Origin of the sequence: Paraburkholderia xenovorans (genome assembly GCF_046030735.1) — a bacterium.
Classification (GTDB): Bacteria; Pseudomonadota; Gammaproteobacteria; order Burkholderiales; family Burkholderiaceae; genus Paraburkholderia; species Paraburkholderia xenovorans_A.
Window position 1 is genome coordinate 1 of the sequence record NZ_JAQQBV010000069.1, and the last position, 14038, is coordinate 14038.

Annotated in this window: 24 protein-coding genes; 12 read left to right on the forward strand and 12 right to left on the reverse strand. The window is 58.6% G+C overall.

Going from position 1 to position 14038, the window contains the following annotated elements; all coding sequences use genetic code 11:
* On the forward strand, positions 1-642 hold a 642-nt coding region (locus tag PQQ51_RS33425), incomplete at its 5' end, for a glycosyltransferase (RefSeq protein ID WP_408501469.1).
* Between the two features lie 464 nt (positions 643-1106).
* Here PQQ51_RS33425 and PQQ51_RS33430 read toward each other — a convergent pair.
* The 5 genes from PQQ51_RS33430 to PQQ51_RS33450 form a co-directional block, all read right to left on the reverse strand.
* Complete coding sequence (locus PQQ51_RS33430) at positions 1107-2576, reverse strand: 3'-5' exonuclease (RefSeq protein WP_408501470.1); 1470 nt, start codon at positions 2574-2576, stop codon at positions 1107-1109.
* 184 nt (positions 2577-2760) lie between these two features.
* Positions 2761-3228 (reverse strand): hypothetical protein, encoded by a 468-nt coding sequence (locus PQQ51_RS33435; RefSeq protein ID WP_408501471.1) that lies wholly within the window; start codon positions 3226-3228, stop codon positions 2761-2763.
* A gap of 103 nt (positions 3229-3331) precedes the next feature.
* Positions 3332-4246 (reverse strand): tyrosine-type recombinase/integrase, encoded by a 915-nt coding sequence (locus PQQ51_RS33440; RefSeq protein WP_408501472.1) that lies wholly within the window; start codon positions 4244-4246, stop codon positions 3332-3334.
* Between the two features lie 36 nt (positions 4247-4282).
* Positions 4283-4870 carry a nucleoside 2-deoxyribosyltransferase gene (locus PQQ51_RS33445; protein ID WP_408501473.1) on the reverse strand — a complete coding sequence of 196 codons (588 nt, stop codon included), beginning with the start codon at positions 4868-4870 and terminating at the stop codon, positions 4283-4285.
* On the reverse strand, positions 4867-5160 hold the full coding sequence (locus PQQ51_RS33450) for an H-NS histone family protein (RefSeq protein WP_408501474.1): 294 nt from the start codon (positions 5158-5160) through the stop codon (positions 4867-4869). Before PQQ51_RS33450 ends, PQQ51_RS33445 begins: the two co-directional genes overlap by 4 nt.
* A gap of 176 nt (positions 5161-5336) precedes the next feature.
* On the opposite strand from PQQ51_RS33450, the gene PQQ51_RS33455 reads away from it, so the two are divergent.
* A complete protein-coding gene (locus tag PQQ51_RS33455) occupies positions 5337-5798 on the forward strand; it encodes a hypothetical protein (protein ID WP_408501475.1) in 462 nt (153 codons plus the stop codon).
* Between the two features lie 3 nt (positions 5799-5801).
* Here PQQ51_RS33455 and PQQ51_RS33460 read toward each other — a convergent pair whose 3' ends face one another.
* The 6 genes from PQQ51_RS33460 to PQQ51_RS33485 form a co-directional block, all read right to left on the reverse strand.
* Positions 5802-6110, reverse strand: a complete 309-nt coding sequence (locus PQQ51_RS33460; protein ID WP_408501476.1) for a hypothetical protein — start codon at positions 6108-6110, stop codon at positions 5802-5804.
* 20 nt (positions 6111-6130) lie between these two features.
* Positions 6131-6469 (reverse strand): TrbG/VirB9 family P-type conjugative transfer protein, encoded by a 339-nt coding sequence (locus PQQ51_RS33465; protein ID WP_408501477.1) that lies wholly within the window; start codon positions 6467-6469, stop codon positions 6131-6133.
* A gap of 139 nt (positions 6470-6608) precedes the next feature.
* Positions 6609-7223, reverse strand: coding sequence for a secretin GspD/PilQ domain-containing protein (locus tag PQQ51_RS33470; RefSeq protein WP_408501478.1), 615 nt, complete (start codon positions 7221-7223; stop codon positions 6609-6611).
* Between the two features lie 92 nt (positions 7224-7315).
* The gene (locus PQQ51_RS33475) at positions 7316-7615 is read right to left on the reverse strand and encodes a hypothetical protein (RefSeq protein ID WP_408501479.1); all 300 of its coding nucleotides are present in this window, start codon (positions 7613-7615) and stop codon (positions 7316-7318) included.
* A 627-nt stretch (positions 7616-8242) separates the two neighbouring features.
* Positions 8243-8578 (reverse strand): hypothetical protein, encoded by a 336-nt coding sequence (locus PQQ51_RS33480; RefSeq protein ID WP_408501480.1) that lies wholly within the window; start codon positions 8576-8578, stop codon positions 8243-8245.
* A gap of 10 nt (positions 8579-8588) precedes the next feature.
* Positions 8589-8873, reverse strand: coding sequence for a hypothetical protein (locus PQQ51_RS33485; RefSeq protein ID WP_408501481.1), 285 nt, complete (start codon positions 8871-8873; stop codon positions 8589-8591).
* Between the two features lie 172 nt (positions 8874-9045).
* Between PQQ51_RS33485 and PQQ51_RS33490 the strand changes: the two genes are divergently transcribed.
* The 7 genes from PQQ51_RS33490 to PQQ51_RS33520 all read left to right on the forward strand — a co-directional run bounded on the left by PQQ51_RS33490 (position 9046) and on the right by PQQ51_RS33520 (position 11690).
* Positions 9046-9717 carry a tyrosine-type recombinase/integrase gene (locus tag PQQ51_RS33490; RefSeq protein WP_408501491.1) on the forward strand — a complete coding sequence of 224 codons (672 nt, stop codon included), beginning with the start codon at positions 9046-9048 and terminating at the stop codon, positions 9715-9717.
* Positions 9718-10069: 352 nt separating this feature from the next.
* Complete coding sequence (locus PQQ51_RS33495; RefSeq protein ID WP_408501482.1) at positions 10070-10330, forward strand: DUF4160 domain-containing protein; 261 nt, start codon at positions 10070-10072, stop codon at positions 10328-10330.
* A gap of 5 nt (positions 10331-10335) precedes the next feature.
* Positions 10336-10593, forward strand: coding sequence for a DUF2442 domain-containing protein (locus tag PQQ51_RS33500; protein WP_408501483.1), 258 nt, complete (start codon positions 10336-10338; stop codon positions 10591-10593).
* 59 nt (positions 10594-10652) lie between these two features.
* Complete coding sequence (locus PQQ51_RS33505) at positions 10653-10808, forward strand: transcriptional regulator (RefSeq protein ID WP_260324234.1); 156 nt, start codon at positions 10653-10655, stop codon at positions 10806-10808.
* A 71-nt stretch (positions 10809-10879) separates the two neighbouring features.
* Positions 10880-11179: a DUF7673 family protein gene (locus PQQ51_RS33510; RefSeq protein ID WP_408501484.1), complete on the forward strand. Its 300-nt coding sequence runs from the start codon at positions 10880-10882 to the stop codon at positions 11177-11179.
* A 12-nt stretch (positions 11180-11191) separates the two neighbouring features.
* The gene (locus PQQ51_RS33515) at positions 11192-11446 is read left to right on the forward strand and encodes a hypothetical protein (RefSeq protein WP_408501485.1); all 255 of its coding nucleotides are present in this window, start codon (positions 11192-11194) and stop codon (positions 11444-11446) included.
* Between the two features lie 16 nt (positions 11447-11462).
* On the forward strand, positions 11463-11690 hold the full coding sequence (locus tag PQQ51_RS33520; RefSeq protein ID WP_408501486.1) for a hypothetical protein: 228 nt from the start codon (positions 11463-11465) through the stop codon (positions 11688-11690).
* On the opposite strand, the gene PQQ51_RS33525 is transcribed toward PQQ51_RS33520, so the two are convergent.
* A complete protein-coding gene (locus tag PQQ51_RS33525) occupies positions 11653-12309 on the reverse strand; it encodes a hypothetical protein (protein WP_408501487.1) in 657 nt (218 codons plus the stop codon). The genes PQQ51_RS33520 and PQQ51_RS33525 overlap by 38 nt on opposite strands.
* 261 nt (positions 12310-12570) lie before the next feature.
* On the opposite strand from PQQ51_RS33525, the gene PQQ51_RS33530 reads away from it, so the two are divergent.
* The 3 genes from PQQ51_RS33530 to PQQ51_RS33540 all read left to right on the forward strand — a co-directional run bounded on the left by PQQ51_RS33530 (position 12571) and on the right by PQQ51_RS33540 (position 13516).
* The gene (locus PQQ51_RS33530; protein ID WP_408501488.1) at positions 12571-12852 is read left to right on the forward strand and encodes a hypothetical protein; all 282 of its coding nucleotides are present in this window, start codon (positions 12571-12573) and stop codon (positions 12850-12852) included.
* Between the two features lie 76 nt (positions 12853-12928).
* The gene (locus tag PQQ51_RS33535; protein WP_408501489.1) at positions 12929-13207 is read left to right on the forward strand and encodes a hypothetical protein; all 279 of its coding nucleotides are present in this window, start codon (positions 12929-12931) and stop codon (positions 13205-13207) included.
* 18 nt (positions 13208-13225) lie between these two features.
* Positions 13226-13516, forward strand: coding sequence for a hypothetical protein (locus tag PQQ51_RS33540; RefSeq protein ID WP_408501490.1), 291 nt, complete (start codon positions 13226-13228; stop codon positions 13514-13516).
* Positions 13517-14038 lie beyond the last annotated feature (522 nt).

A 14038-nucleotide genomic window follows, 5' to 3' on the forward strand; every position in this document is an offset into this window, starting at 1 on the left:
GCGGCGCGGGTGTATCTGCCACAGAAGTCGTTGACCTTAACAAAGGCAAACCAGGTCATCACGTATGTAAGCCGGAATCTCGAGCCGTACCGAGGATTCCATATCTTCATGCGTGCATTGCCGGAGATCCAACGACAACTGCCGCATGCCCACGTGCTGATCGTCGGCGGCGACGACATTTCGTATGGCAGGCCGTCAGATACACTCACCTACCGCGAGAAGTACCTCGCGGAAGTCGGCGCACAGATTGAGTTGACTCGAGTTCACTTTCTCGGCCGTCTGCCCTATACAGATTATTTGAGGGTGCTGCAGATTGCTACCGCCCATGTCTATCTGACCTATCCTTTTGTATTGTCATGGTCAATGCTTGAGGCGATGGCTACCGGTGCCATTGTTATTGGCTCAAGGACGGCTCCAGTAGAAGAGGTCATAGAGAATGGACGAACCGGTTTTCTGGTGGAATTTTTCGCTCAGGCAGAGCTTGTAGATTCAATCGTGCATGTGTTTGAACGCCCTGAAGAAATGGAAGCGGTCCGTCATGCATCAATAGAAAGAGTTCGGACCGGTTTCAGTCTTCGAGATGAGTGCCTCCCACGCACATTAGACGCGTTGGGAATCTCGCCAGCGATTACCGTAGGCTGAGACTCTTCACGGCATCGACCACGTCGGTACAGAGGCCATCGACATTGCTTTTAGATACGGCATTCCCCAATCCCTTCATTGCTGTTCTCCGACTATTGCGAATCAATCAGAGCATGGATGTCCTGAGTTTGCGTCACAAGGCGAGCAGGGATCTTGACTCGTGCGTTCGAACAGACGAACAGGTAACGGCGGCGGTGTCGACAGCATATCGCTGAGGCCCACGGCTTCACAGCGGCGAACGGTATCAACCTAGGGACAATCTCAATCATGAATTCCTTCGAGTTCACTACGAGCTGACGCGCGCCGCGGCCTACGCTGTCGCGCCACTCATGCGTCTGACCGGCTTCCGGTTTTCGAAAGCCTCGCGGGGGGAACAGGGTGATCAGCCATGTCGACGCGAACCTGCTTGCGGAGGACATCAAATCCGAGCGTATCCGTTTCTGAGCGGCACACCGGAGACCTGCTCAGGTGCTCTGGAACAGGTTCAGCAGGTCGTGCCTGAGGTCTGACACATCCATGATCTGGCGGGCGCGTGTCAGGCCTACGTACAGCAGTCGCTTCTCGTCATCGGCCATGGTTGTGCGCCCGTCATCCTCGTTCCTGAACCGGAAGTCGCCCATGACCTTCACCCGATCCCACTCGAGGCCCTTCGCCCGGTGAATCGTGGAGACGACGTAATCCGCCTCCGCCTCTGGCGACACCCTCGAAAGCAGTTCCCTCAGATAATCTGTTCCCTCGCGGTCGATGATCTGGACGATCGGCAGCAGGTCGCGGCCAGCGAAGCCAGCGGCGTAGTCCTGGACGTCCTGCCACGACTCGAAGAGCGTCAGCGACGCGGGCTTGTACGCGCGCTCACCGCGCATCAGCCGGTCGGCGCCGTCGGCGAACGCAAGAATCTCCTCGACGTTCGCTCTCACGGCGACCTTGTGGCCGGCAGTCAGCCCGCTGGCCAGCGCGCCGACCACCGTCACGTTCTTCCGGCACAGGACGGCGTCGACCTGCGGTTGCGATGCCATATCCTCGATCAGTGTCGACCTGATCGCCGGCTGGCCCCGCAGCGGCACCGGTTCTCCAAGTAACTGAAGCACCCGGGAGGCGAGCGCTGCGAACGTCCGGCCGAACCGGAACGACATGGTCAACGTGCATTGCCTCGCGTTGATGTATTCCATCGCGTTCACGGCGCCGCGCCATTCATAGATCTGCTGGTACGGATCGCCCGCGTAGATCGCCTGTGCATCTTTCTGAAGGCGCATGACGGAAAGCATCAGGCCGTCGCTATCCTGCGCCTCGTCGATGAGGATAAAGTCAGCGGGGATGCGCGGCCGCGAGAGCGCCCACGTTTTCAGATACACGTCGGGCGTGATTGCGGATCGCCCCTTCGGGTCGATGCTTTCCTCCCAATGGCGGATCACGTGGGGAAGAAGCATGTCCCGCAACTGCGCGGCGCTCGTTTCGTCGATCTTCTCGTCCACGGGAATGTGCCAGGCCTCTGGAGTGGCCTGCGCCGACCGGCAGAACCGCGCGCTGCCGTCGGCGACCATCCGGCCGACCTGAAACGCTGAGAGCTCGACCGATTTCCCGATCACCGTTGGCACTCTGACCGGGCCAAGCCCATAGCGGGAAGCGAGATGGTGAGGCGGCTCCTTCGCAAGATTGAGCCGGGCGGTCAATGCGCGGTCGCTCGCCGAGAAGGCAAGCGAATGCCATGTCTGCGGCGAAACGTTCGCGGGCAGTTTGCGTCGCGCCTCCGCGACAATGTCCTTGTTGAACGCGAGGTATTTGCCGCGCTGCGTCGAAAGGCGCGATGCGATCATGTTCAGCGTCGACGTCTTCGTGGCGCCAGCGTACGCCTTCACTTTCAGATGTTGACCGTCGGCTGCGGCGTCGATTGCGGCGTGCTGCTCGTCGGTGGGCTTAAGCGTTGCGGTAGTCATTGTCGGCGGGGTGATCGGGGTGGCTGAAGCTTATCGGACGGCGTCCGGTGTCAAGCTGTTCCACTGATCAGTTTCGCTCACTGGGAAGTCAGCGACGGAGCAAAAGCCAAAAGAAAACGGCGCGCTATCCAGGCGCGCCGGTCTGTCAGTTAGCGGCTACCGGCCGCAGTCTCTCCCTCAACGCCTAGGCGATCGCGTCGGCGACTTCCACGGACAGGGCGTGAGGCTGAGCGTGCGCGGTGTGAACGCGTGCGTTGCCAGCGATGATGCGGTCGGAACTGATCGAGATTTCCTCCCTGAACCGGCCGCCGGCCGCCGGCACCGGGGACGACTCGTAAGGTCGCCCCTGCAGCAGGTAATCGTGCAGATCGAATTCGAGCGGAAATTCGAACGCGCCACTGCCGTCTTCGATGACGACTCGCAGCGAACTGATACGGATTCCCGCAAGCTCCGTCGAAATGATGCGGTTCAGAACCTGGTCACGAATCGTGAGCGATGTGACGGGACTCGCAAACGACGGGTCACTGTGTTGCAGGTGAACGACCGCCAGCAACTCGGGTGTGTTGGTGAACACTATGCGGTACTGCAGCACACATGGGGATCCGCTTTCGTCGGGGTAGACGATGTCCCTGAAATTGCCCTGATAACTCATGAAAACTCCATCGGTGAGTTGACCTGTCCGGATGGACAGGCAAACCCAGCCTATGGAGTGCTGACGAAAGTCAAGGCGTTGCCGCCGGTCGGTGGCCGGGAATCTAGCCGTCGCGTGCGAGGGTTGCCCGCAAACGGATCACCGTGCGCTGGCTGGCAAGACCAAGGGCGCGGCTCACTTCTTCGTTGGTCCTCCCGGCGATGAGATGCCGCCGCGCGAACGTGTTGCGAATGACGCGGGGGCTCATGTCGGGTGCAACGAAGCCGATCGCGTCGAGCGCCTCCCGTACGATCGCGCCGAGCAGAACATCATTCATCGGCCGGTCGCAGTCGCGGGGCGCTGGAAACAGCAACGCCTCGCCGGAAGGCGCATGACGCTGCTGCCACGCACGCAATGCCGGCGTGCTGAATGGGGGCAGGGCGATGATGCGTTCGAGGCGGCCAGCCCGCTTCGGGACGAACACCCGCGGCCGTACGCCATCGAGAATGACGTTCTGTGTGAGCGCACCGCGTAGCTCGGCCGCCGTGACGCCCGCACCGAGCAGGAGCGAGACCACCGCCCGGTTGCGCGCGATGCGGGTATCGTCGGCCGTATCTGGCTGGACGTGATCCTGCAGGGCGGCATCGGCCACAGGGTTGAGAAAAAGTGGCTCGGGCTCATCTTCGGGCCAAACGGCTGCCGCGGCAAACGCCATCGCGGGATTGCTGGAGCGAACGCCAACGTCAACGAGGTGGCGACAGAGTCTGTCAAGGAGCTTGGTGTAACGCAGGCGGGTTGTCGTGCCCGGAGCGCAGCGGTTGTCGACGTCGCCGAAAAACGACTCAAGATGCTCTGCACCGAAGGTGGCCAGCGTCACGCGGTGTTGGACAAGATGTCGCATGAACCGCTCGAACATCGCAGTGTGCTGAACGATCGAGCGGACGGAGAAGCGGCGTCGATCGGCGCCCGCCGCTTCGTTGTTTTGCCATTCACGATAGGCGTCATGGGGCTGCGTCACCCACAAATCAGGAACAGTCACACACACCTCACCTTATATACTGAATTGCGCTCACCCCTACACCTGGCGGATCTCCGATCCGCCCGTCAGTCTATAGCGGGAAGGGGTGTTTCCTGTCCCGTGGGCAACCATGATTGCGCGCAGACACTCCTGTGGACCACCCGTCACGATGCGTGCTGCACATGCGATCATGAGGTTCACGGGCAGCCCGAAGTCTTCGATCAGGAAACCCCTTTTACACAGGCGCCCGTCGGCCGACATGTTGCCAGGGACTCGCTCCAGCAGCGCAGCGCCGTCGCGGCAATATCCCCAGACTTCCTTGCCCAGCGCAACAGCAAAGCCCACCTCGAACGCGGTGCCCGAGTCAGGCTCGCCCGCGCCGCGGAAATCGTTCAGGTTCGCCAGCACGATGTCGGCGCGTCGGATCGCTTCGACGTTCGCGCTGTAGATCCACGCCGCGCGTTCGCTGCGTCCGATGGACGCCGGCGGCGCGCTGTCGAGAGGGTAGTGAGCGTCAAATCCAAAGCTATCGCACAGTCGCTGCAATGAGCGGCCGTATTCCAGTGCATCGGGTCTGAAAACGTCGAATCCCGCGAGGTAGATGCGTGGGCGTACCTGCCGTCCGGTGAGCGACTGCGCTGTCACGCGCTAACCCGGAATTGCTCGATGTCCTGGTCCTTCAGCCAGGCTGGCATGCGCCCTCGGCCTGTCCAGGCATCGCCGGTATGCGGGTTCCGGAAGAGGTTCGTCGATGGAGCGAGAACACGCTTCGCTTTCTTCCCGGGCTTGCCAAACACGTCTTCGGGCGTGAAGCCGAACAGTTGTACCTGCTCGCGGATCTGTTCGAGGGCGACCGACGCTTCGGCCTGCTTTGCCAGCTCGATCTCGGCCTCGAGCTCTTCTCTTTTTGCCAACAGTTGTTTATAGCTACTCATCGGTTCTCAATTCCTTCATAGATTGGTGAAGCGCCTATTTTACGGGCTCGCGGCGATAGTCAAGTCTGACGGGATGTTTTAGCCTGTCAGCCGGTCGAACTTGCATCCGCTCCGCGATTTTCCTATACCAGGGAAGGCAACCGTTTTCTCTACAGCCGTCACCGGCCGATACGCGCATGCAAATTCCCGCCATGATCCCCGAATTGTTCCGACAGGCGTATGAACTGTCGGTCGACGTCTTCTATGACTGGGACACTGTGTATTCTTCCGGGCCGCCCGCAGCCGACGTTGATGCGGATGACGACGATATCGACGGGTACACACCTTTCCAACAAGTACTCCTCATGGTCGCGTACGAATATTTCAGCGAGGAGGGCACGGCTATCTGTTACCTCGCGCGCGCGGACGCGTTCGGAACGCTGATCGGCGATAGGCAATGCGTCGAGTCGTGGATTTCCCGCGGCTGGGCCCGCCGCTCGGCCACAGATCCTGACGCTTTCGCACCCCGCCGATTCCTGCTCGACGCCGCCGCAACATGTCCACTCGATGATGGACACGCTGAATTTGACCCCGCCATCTTCGCGCGGATTGCCGAGATCCGGGCGAAGGAGGCGGGTATCGAAGACAGAGGAAATTGAGAGCTACTCCGATTCCTGCCTGCGGCGCGGAGGCAAAGGCTCCAGTCCACCGAAGGTACTCAGAAACTCTCGGTCGAGCCACTGAGCCATAGGACGAAGCCCGAACATCCCCGAAAGCCATGCAAGCCAGATGCAGACCGCGCCGCTGTAGCTCTGACTATCAATCCTGGGCAAAAGCGCCGTCATCGCGACGATGACGAGTCCGCCTGCAGCCAGAATTGCGGTGCCGAACGCCAGAGTCACGCTGGTCACGCGAACCAGCCACTCTCGCAACGAGATGTCGGCCTGCTCGCTCCCGTGCTTCTGTTTCATCGCACTCCCCACTGCGTCCGTCAGGAACGATTGATAGTGACGACTTCGTCGCCGTTCATCAGAACGACACGCTCGAGTACACCAGAAACTACCAGACGCGAGTTCTGATCGTCCCATCTGAAGTTCACGACTTCGCGACTTCCGTCGGCAGCCACCGCGAACACAACCGGCAGCGCGCCACGATATGGCTTCTGCAACTGAATGAACGTGAACTTGCCATCGTCATAAACTTTCGACGGCACAAAGGCGGGAACGGCCGGAACGCTGATTTTGTACGCGGCACCCGATGACTCTTCCGCGTTGGCCACTTTAGCGGCAGCGACTGCGCAGAGCAGCAGCGTGAAGGCAATCTTCTTCATCATTTGTTCCTTAGCGTGGCGACCGGCCACATACGGTGCGCAATTCGCGCCCAGGTCCTTTCCGATTCAATTCGTTCCACCGTTGCTGCGGCGTAAAAGCGGCAGCGAGCAGGTTTGACCACAGGCTTGACGACCGTGATTAAACGATCTTGGCTTCGATCGTCAGCGTGTATTTCCCATCCTTCTCATCAAACGGCAGTACGAGCGTTTGTCCGCTTTTGAGTGAGAATTTCGAATGATTACTCATCGTGCTGACAACCGGACGCTGTGTTACATAGCCGTTCTCTGGCACGGTATCTAGGCGCTCCAGCTGAGACACGTCGATGTCCCCGCAAGTGAGGATAGACCCGCCCGTTGTGATCCTCGGCGTTAATGAAATCATCAGGCCGGTGGTCACTTCGTTCGTCTTGCATGCCGTGGCTGAGGTGCACGAGCGATAGTTCTGACTCGTTGTAGTCGAGAGGGGTGTCGGCCGGCCGTCGTCCGTCACAGCGGTCATCGAAATCGTGCGCTTCCCATCATGTGACCAAGTGACTTCGTAAAACACCCGCGCAGGAGCCGAGACGGTCGAAGTCGCAACGGAGACTGCCGTATTGAACGTTTGGATGCGTTGGCCCTGGCCATTCGGCGCTGTGAAGTTTGACGTGCCTGCGGTCAAGACAGTGCCGCTTTTCGGATCGAGCGATTCAGTGGCCGTCGTCGCATGAGCAGCAGCGGCAAGAGCGGTTAGCGCGACAAACAAAATTTTCTTCATTTTCGGTCCTTGCGTGCGGTGAATTACTGAGTCGGGACGACTCACGGTTGCCGCTGGAGGCGACAACGATCAGGCATTCGTGCTTTCCCGGCCTATTTACGCTTTTCCAACAGACGATAATAGGGAGCATTGACTTGGTAGCCCGCCTGCACGCGAGAAACGCGAGCGCCACCAGCCTGTGCGACAGAGACAGTTCCACCTGGATGTCCGCAATTCCAAAGCTCGGCGAGTTCCGACAAAGCTTTGCCCGCAGCGCCTGGGCTGAAAGTGAGCGTGTGCCCGAAGGGGCTCATATGCTGAATCCGTTGAACCTCGCCGTCGGTTAGTTTGAGGGCGTCATAGCCCTGCGCATACGCCGCTACAGACAGTTTAAAGCGTGCGCTGAAGGTCATGTCCATGTTCCTGATCTCAACGGCTACCGGCCGCTTGTCGGGGCGCTTGTGCGCCCAATGCGTGTCCTCGGTCTAGCTCGCGGTGGCGATCTTTTCGCTTCAGTCGTTCGCCCGCCCACCATCCGGTCAAACGAGACGGCGCGGCCGGAGTCGGTAACCGTGCCGAAGACGTGTTACTGAGGATCGAACCGCGCCTGTCGCGAAACCGGTTGCAAGGTTTCTCGTTCAACGCCGTGTCGCGGGGGCGACAACGTGTCATTTACTCATCGGGTGAATGTGGCTGCTGAGGCAAATGGTGCATGAAAAAATGTAGCTTTTAAAGATTGCCACGTCCACGACGCAGTCCAGCCCGGTCGCACCGACCCGTAGATACGCCTGCTTTATGCGTAACGGATGCCCGAGCCTGGAACCAAGGCTGTGAGCGATCGCTGACTATTCCTATTTATTGGCGGGTGCTGTGGCGCCCTTGATCAAAGCCGCCACGGCACCACGGCCCTTTACCCTGTTCATACCGCGAATCTATCCGGCGGGTTCGGCAGCTTCGCTCCTTACGCGTGCCGCGCAGGGATTTCCTACGCGCGGAATTTCGCTTCAAATCGGCATTCCCCTGGATTGATACGTCTCTGCCTAGAGAGAAAACAGACGTAACCAAACGGCAGCGTTGGGGATGCGGGCGTGCTCGTAATAAACGCGCGCGAACACGATTGCGACTACTACGGCGACAAATGCGAGAACCGTTAGAGCCGTCGGCCACAGTACGGGACCGCCACGCTGTTCCCGGAACGTTGCCTCCAATGCGCCAAGCAGAAATAGGTCGCCCGCGACTCCAAGAAAGGTCAAGCCCGACGGTTCGCCTGTCGCAATTTTTGCTCCGACTGCCGCCGCGCCTAGAAGCAACAGGGAAAGCAGACATCCAACAAAGACCAGCACCCTGTCGTTGCCTTCTCTAATTTCCTGAAACATATTTATTCCTTCAGTAAAGAACCAGATGTGATGCCGATGCAACCGCCGTCTTCACTCTTCCCTGGATGACAGTATTTTCCCACCGAGTGAACTTCCTTGTTAGGGCAAAAGACGTATCAAAAAAGATAGCTTTTGAAGATTGCCACGTCCACGATGCTGTCAAGCGTTGCCGGGCCGACATTTTTCGTTCCTTTGCAAGACGGATAGCGCTGGTCGGTTCGAGATCGTCAACGAGCTGCGGCCATTCCTGTTTATCGGCGTCTTCTCGGACCGCTTTAATCACCCCTGCGGTCACCGTCCGGCATCTGCCGCTTCTAGCCCATCGGCGCTTCTGGTATGCAGGTCATGAACGCCTTGCGTGCGGTTTTTCCGAGGAATCGAATAAACAAGCCGTGATACGCTTGAAAAAGACGCTCATCAAATCGCTCTCTGAATATGTCTTTAACCAATCCCATTCAGAGGGGCGCATGGCCCAAGCTGCAACACTCCGACCGGCTCAAATCCGGCATCTACTAGCCGTCACGTCTGCAACATCGCGCCATCCCGAGCGCGATTGTCTCGTTCTTCTGCTAGGCATTACGTGCGGAATGCGCGTCAGCGAAATAGCTCAAATCGAGGTTCAAGACGTGCTGTTTCCATCGGGAGCGATCCGTTCAGAGGTCAGTCTCCGGGCCGTAATCACAAAGGGTTGTCGGCAGCGATGCGTCTATCTCACGCATCCCAAAACCGTTTCGGCTCTGGAGTGCTATCTGAACCATCGCATTGCGAGCGGCATGGGCACCGAGCTAACCGCAGAGCGCTATCGCGGACTCGCGCCGTCAAGTTGCCTGGTCCTTGCTGGCAAGGGTCGCAAGTTTGCGATGAACACCAAGCGCCGCGTCAATGAGGCCGGGGAGCAGGTCGATTACTCTGCGTGTGACAGCTTGCAATCCCACGTCACAAAGCTCTACAGGGACGCGGGGATACGCGGCGGGTCGTCCCATTCGGGCCGACGCTCGTTCGCCAGTAACCTTGTGGAGCAAGGGCACGATATTGAGACGGTGCAGCAGCTACTAGGCCATGCAGAATTGGACCACGTTTTGCCCTATCTGGCCGTGTCCGATAGAAGGCTCAGGCAGATGTTCTGCGACGTTCTATGAGAGCTATCTGACGCCTGCATCCAGCTACGCGCGCACGAGCGGCAACTGGTTCCATTGCGTTGCGTAGGCTGGAATGTGCAAGTGCAGCATTTGTTGGCCAAGACCTCCGACGCTCAGCTGCTCGCTCGCATGCCCGAAACGCCCATCAGCCCTGGGCGATGACCGTCATAAGGTTATTTGCTGCATCGCGCAATTCCACCTCATGACCGTGGGTGCCTTCAGGCGAAGCCAAGGTAACGTGGCTTAAAGTCAGGCACTCTTGCAGCCGATATACAGTGGGCAATTCGTGATTGCTCGACCCTTTGCGCATCTTGCATTAATATACTCGGTGAGTATATTTTAGGAGGGCCGTGTGCCTACCATCAGCGCGTTTTTCGGAATCGTCATCAGCATGTACTGGCGAGACCACAACCCCGCCCACTTTCACGCCCGGTATGGGGACTTTGAGGCGCTGGTTCGAATCGATACCCTGGAGGTTATCCGGGGATCGCTACCGAAACGGGCGCTCGCGCTCGTCCTGGAATGGGCATCGGAGCACCGGGTAGAACTCAACGAGGATTGGGAACTGTGCCGCGCTCTCGCGACGCCGAAACCTATTTCTCCCTTGGAGTGAGCATCATGATCGCATGGGACGTAACCGAGTTGAAGGTGTTGCCGGGTCACCGGCTCGAAGTGGCGTTTGCAGATGGACTGCGGGGCGTGGTCGATATGTCGAAGGATGATTTCAGCGGTGTGTTCGCCCCGCTGGCCGACGAATCGTATTTTGCGCTGGCAACGATCCGCAATGGCGTCGTGGTCTGGCCGAACGGGGTCGATATCGCGCCCGACGCGATGTACGACGAAGTGAACAGCCACCGGTCGGGGATCGCAGCGTGAAGAAGGGAATGCCTCAAACGCAGCAGGAGTTTTTGCGTCACGCAATGAGCGAGTTGGGCATGACGCGCGAGCAGTTCGCAGAGCGGATCGGCGCGAAGAAACGCGCACTGGATAACTGGTTGCTTTCGCCTGATTCCAGCGAGTATCGCAGCATGCCCGACATGGCATGGAAGTTCGTACGAGAGATTCTGGAAAATCGCAGTGAAAGTGCTTGACACTACTCAATGAGTATATACAATTACAATATACTCATTGAGTACACTCAAAGGAAAACAGGAGCATTGGAATGGCTACGATAACCAGCGATGAGAAGGCAGCGCTCCAACGGCTACTCGATCACGCGCAGCGCGACACGGGCCAAAGCCGTCGCGTCGCCGATTTTCTTTTGGCGTGGTGGAACGCGAAAAGTTGCGGCGGCTTCGATATCACTTCCGCCTGGGGTCTTGACGACGAAATCGCGGCGGACGTTATAACAGTGTTCGGCGCGGCGGTGCGTTGTAATGTCTACCCCGATACCTTGGGATTTGGCCCACAGTTTGAGCGGATCGTGCGCGAATGGCGACCCGAGTTGACGCCGAAGAACTGATCGGAAAATTGCATGACAGTCCCGCTCACTGACCACTGGATCATCCAGCGCTTCGTTCGGCTTGCAAGGGCGGGCGAAAGCGAGGACGTGTATGAGCCGTGGCCTGGGTACGACAAGGCCATGACGCAGGCCGACGCCGAGCGAGCGTTAGACGAATGCGTCCGTCGTTGGCCGGATTTCGAGTTTCGGGCGCATCGTGTCCGCGTCTACGAGAAGATCGCATCGGATGCGATCGCAAAAGCTCGCCGCATCATCGACGAGAAATAGCACGGAAAATTCGGCCATGCAAATGATGCAGATTGACGAAAGCAAGTTCACGCGAAGGCGAGTGATTGTCACGGCACGACTGCCGAAGTTTGCTGTGGCAGACCCGACGACGCCTTGGGTGATGTTGGAGGCGGAGGACGGTAGCGGCCTCACAGTAGCGCTGATGGGGCCGGACAGCCCTGAGTCACGTGCCGACGCCGCGCGCATTATGAAGCTGTGGAATGACGCGCTCGACGCGCACTAACTGACTCGGAAAACAGGAGGGGAGCAAAAACATGCACAAACACAACGACGGCCACGCAGCGCCCCCGCGCGCGCCGCAAAAGCTTTCGACAGGAGAATTTTTGCGCGGCTTGATCGTGCTGAGTACGATCATTTTTTGCGCGGTCTGCTTCACGAAGGCGTACAGGCTGAATCGCGAAAGCGAAGAAATGAATGCACAAAGCAAGCGGATTAACGAAGCAGTGACCGCGACTGTTGATCGAATCGTGGCAGACGCGAAATAGCACGGAAAACGGGGAAACGCGATGGGACCGAAACAGCAAGCGCGACGCGCCAATTGGGACGCGCGCGGCTTCAGCGAAGAGTATCTCGGCGGGTATAGAAAAAGCACCGTTTTCGACCAATACGCGGTCGATAGTGCGGCTCGGGAAGCGTGGAGGGTCGGTCACGAGGATTGGCTTCAGGATGTCGAAAACGGGAACAGCGCCAATGCGAGCATGGACGACCTCACTCGAGAATTTTTCGTCGATTTTGGTGAGTTCCTGGATGTCGGCGTCGGCTCCGCGACATGGGTCAATCGCAATGGACAGTTTTTCTCTGAAGCCGACGTTAAGATATGCGGAGAGATCTGGCGCGTCCATAAAAGCGACGCTGATCCTTATCCTTCGAATCCGCACGCGCACTGTGTGGGAGGCAGCAGGTTCACAGGCTGCACGTTGCATTTGGGTACCCGAGAGCTTTTCCGGAAGCGTGAACCATTAGGTCGACTGCTCGACCGAGAGCAGTTTGAGAGACTGCTAGAACGTGTTCGACCGAAGTTCCCTGGCATCAAGTTTCCGCTGCCGGCCTGAGTGACAACCTCGCATCACACGTCTCACACTGACAACTGCGGAAAAGCAGATATGAGCGAGACTGAGGTTGGCAGCGACTTGACGGCCATGCCCGGGGTGCGCGACGTGACGCCTGACAGCGAGGGAGGACGGATTATCGTGGCCTTCGTTGATGGCTCGACGGCGATCATCGAGCGTGACCCTTTGGCGCTGTTCTCGCGTCGTGATTCATACATCATGAAGCTTTCGGGTGACGGCGCCGATTGCGCTGGAACGGTCGTTCTTGGCCGGCCCCGGGCAAAGGTCATCGAGACGCTGGCCGAGTTGGCGAGGCGAGCGGCGTCCGCCAACTAACGAGTCGGATAAGGTAAATATGCGAACTGGAACGAGAGCTACGGTCGTGCCAACTGGAAGCACAGTTGGCGAAGCGATGGAAGTACTGCTGGAGTCGCCGTTCTGGCCTGGCACCCTCTCGCCAGATGTCATCTACGCGCGTGTCCATGACGATAGCGATGGGCAGCGTGGTGACGATCACCAGATTGCGGTGATGATCGGCCGCGACGCAGATGCATACGTACTTCTGCCGGGTATGGCATCGCTTCGGTTCAGGGAGCCTATGGGCGGCGGTCTGAGTCCCCGCGTGCGAAACGCGTTGATTGTGCTCGCCGAGGCAATCCGGCGCGACAACAAAGTTGATCTCGAACATTAAGGGTTGTAAAGGAAAAGCATGCAAATTTTTGGCGTTCACCTTCGAAAGCCCACGTTCGTTGACGTGACGGTTATGGCCGCGACGGCGACGGTCTTGCTGGTTGTCGTACTTGCTGTCTGTGCGTTTTCGGGCTATCACCCCGGCGCATATGCCAAGGCACTCTTTCTTGCGTCGCTTGCCTGGGGCGTTCTGAGCAATCTCATTGGTATCCGCGTAATGGAAGGTTGGCGTCACTTGGCGCTGAACACAGCCGGGTGCGTTGCAATTAACCTGTCGGCGGTAGCCGTTGCGGCCGTTGCCTCGCACTGAATCGGTCGAAAAAAGTGGACGTGACAGTTCAAGTGATTCTCACGTGGGAGGCTTTGGTGATTGGAGCGCTATCGGCATATTGTTGGTGGCGGTCTGCGATGGCCCGAGTTCCGTACCCTCACGCAAAGAAGGACGGTATTTTTCACGACGGCTCGATATGCGTTGATGGGACAGATTTCTTCACCACTGCTCGAGCGCAGTCACGGTGGAACACCGCCGCAGCGATTTTTGCGGCGATGACGGCGCTGTGCCAACTCGCCGCTACGCTGTCATCGCCCGCCGCGACTTAATGGAAAACATGATGAATTCTGCGAAACGAATGACACTTCGACCAGCGGGTGCGCTATCGGTGGCTGCAGGAGTGTTGCTGTGTGGGGCCGGGACAGCGGGGCTGATATTGTGTTTTTTGGCTTTGGCGTTCTCTCTCACAGTGCCGCCTGCTAGCGCACTTGGTTGGGGTGTCGTCTGTGCGGTGACGGCGCTCTTTGGCCGGCAGGTCATCACGGGTGCTCGGCTCACCTA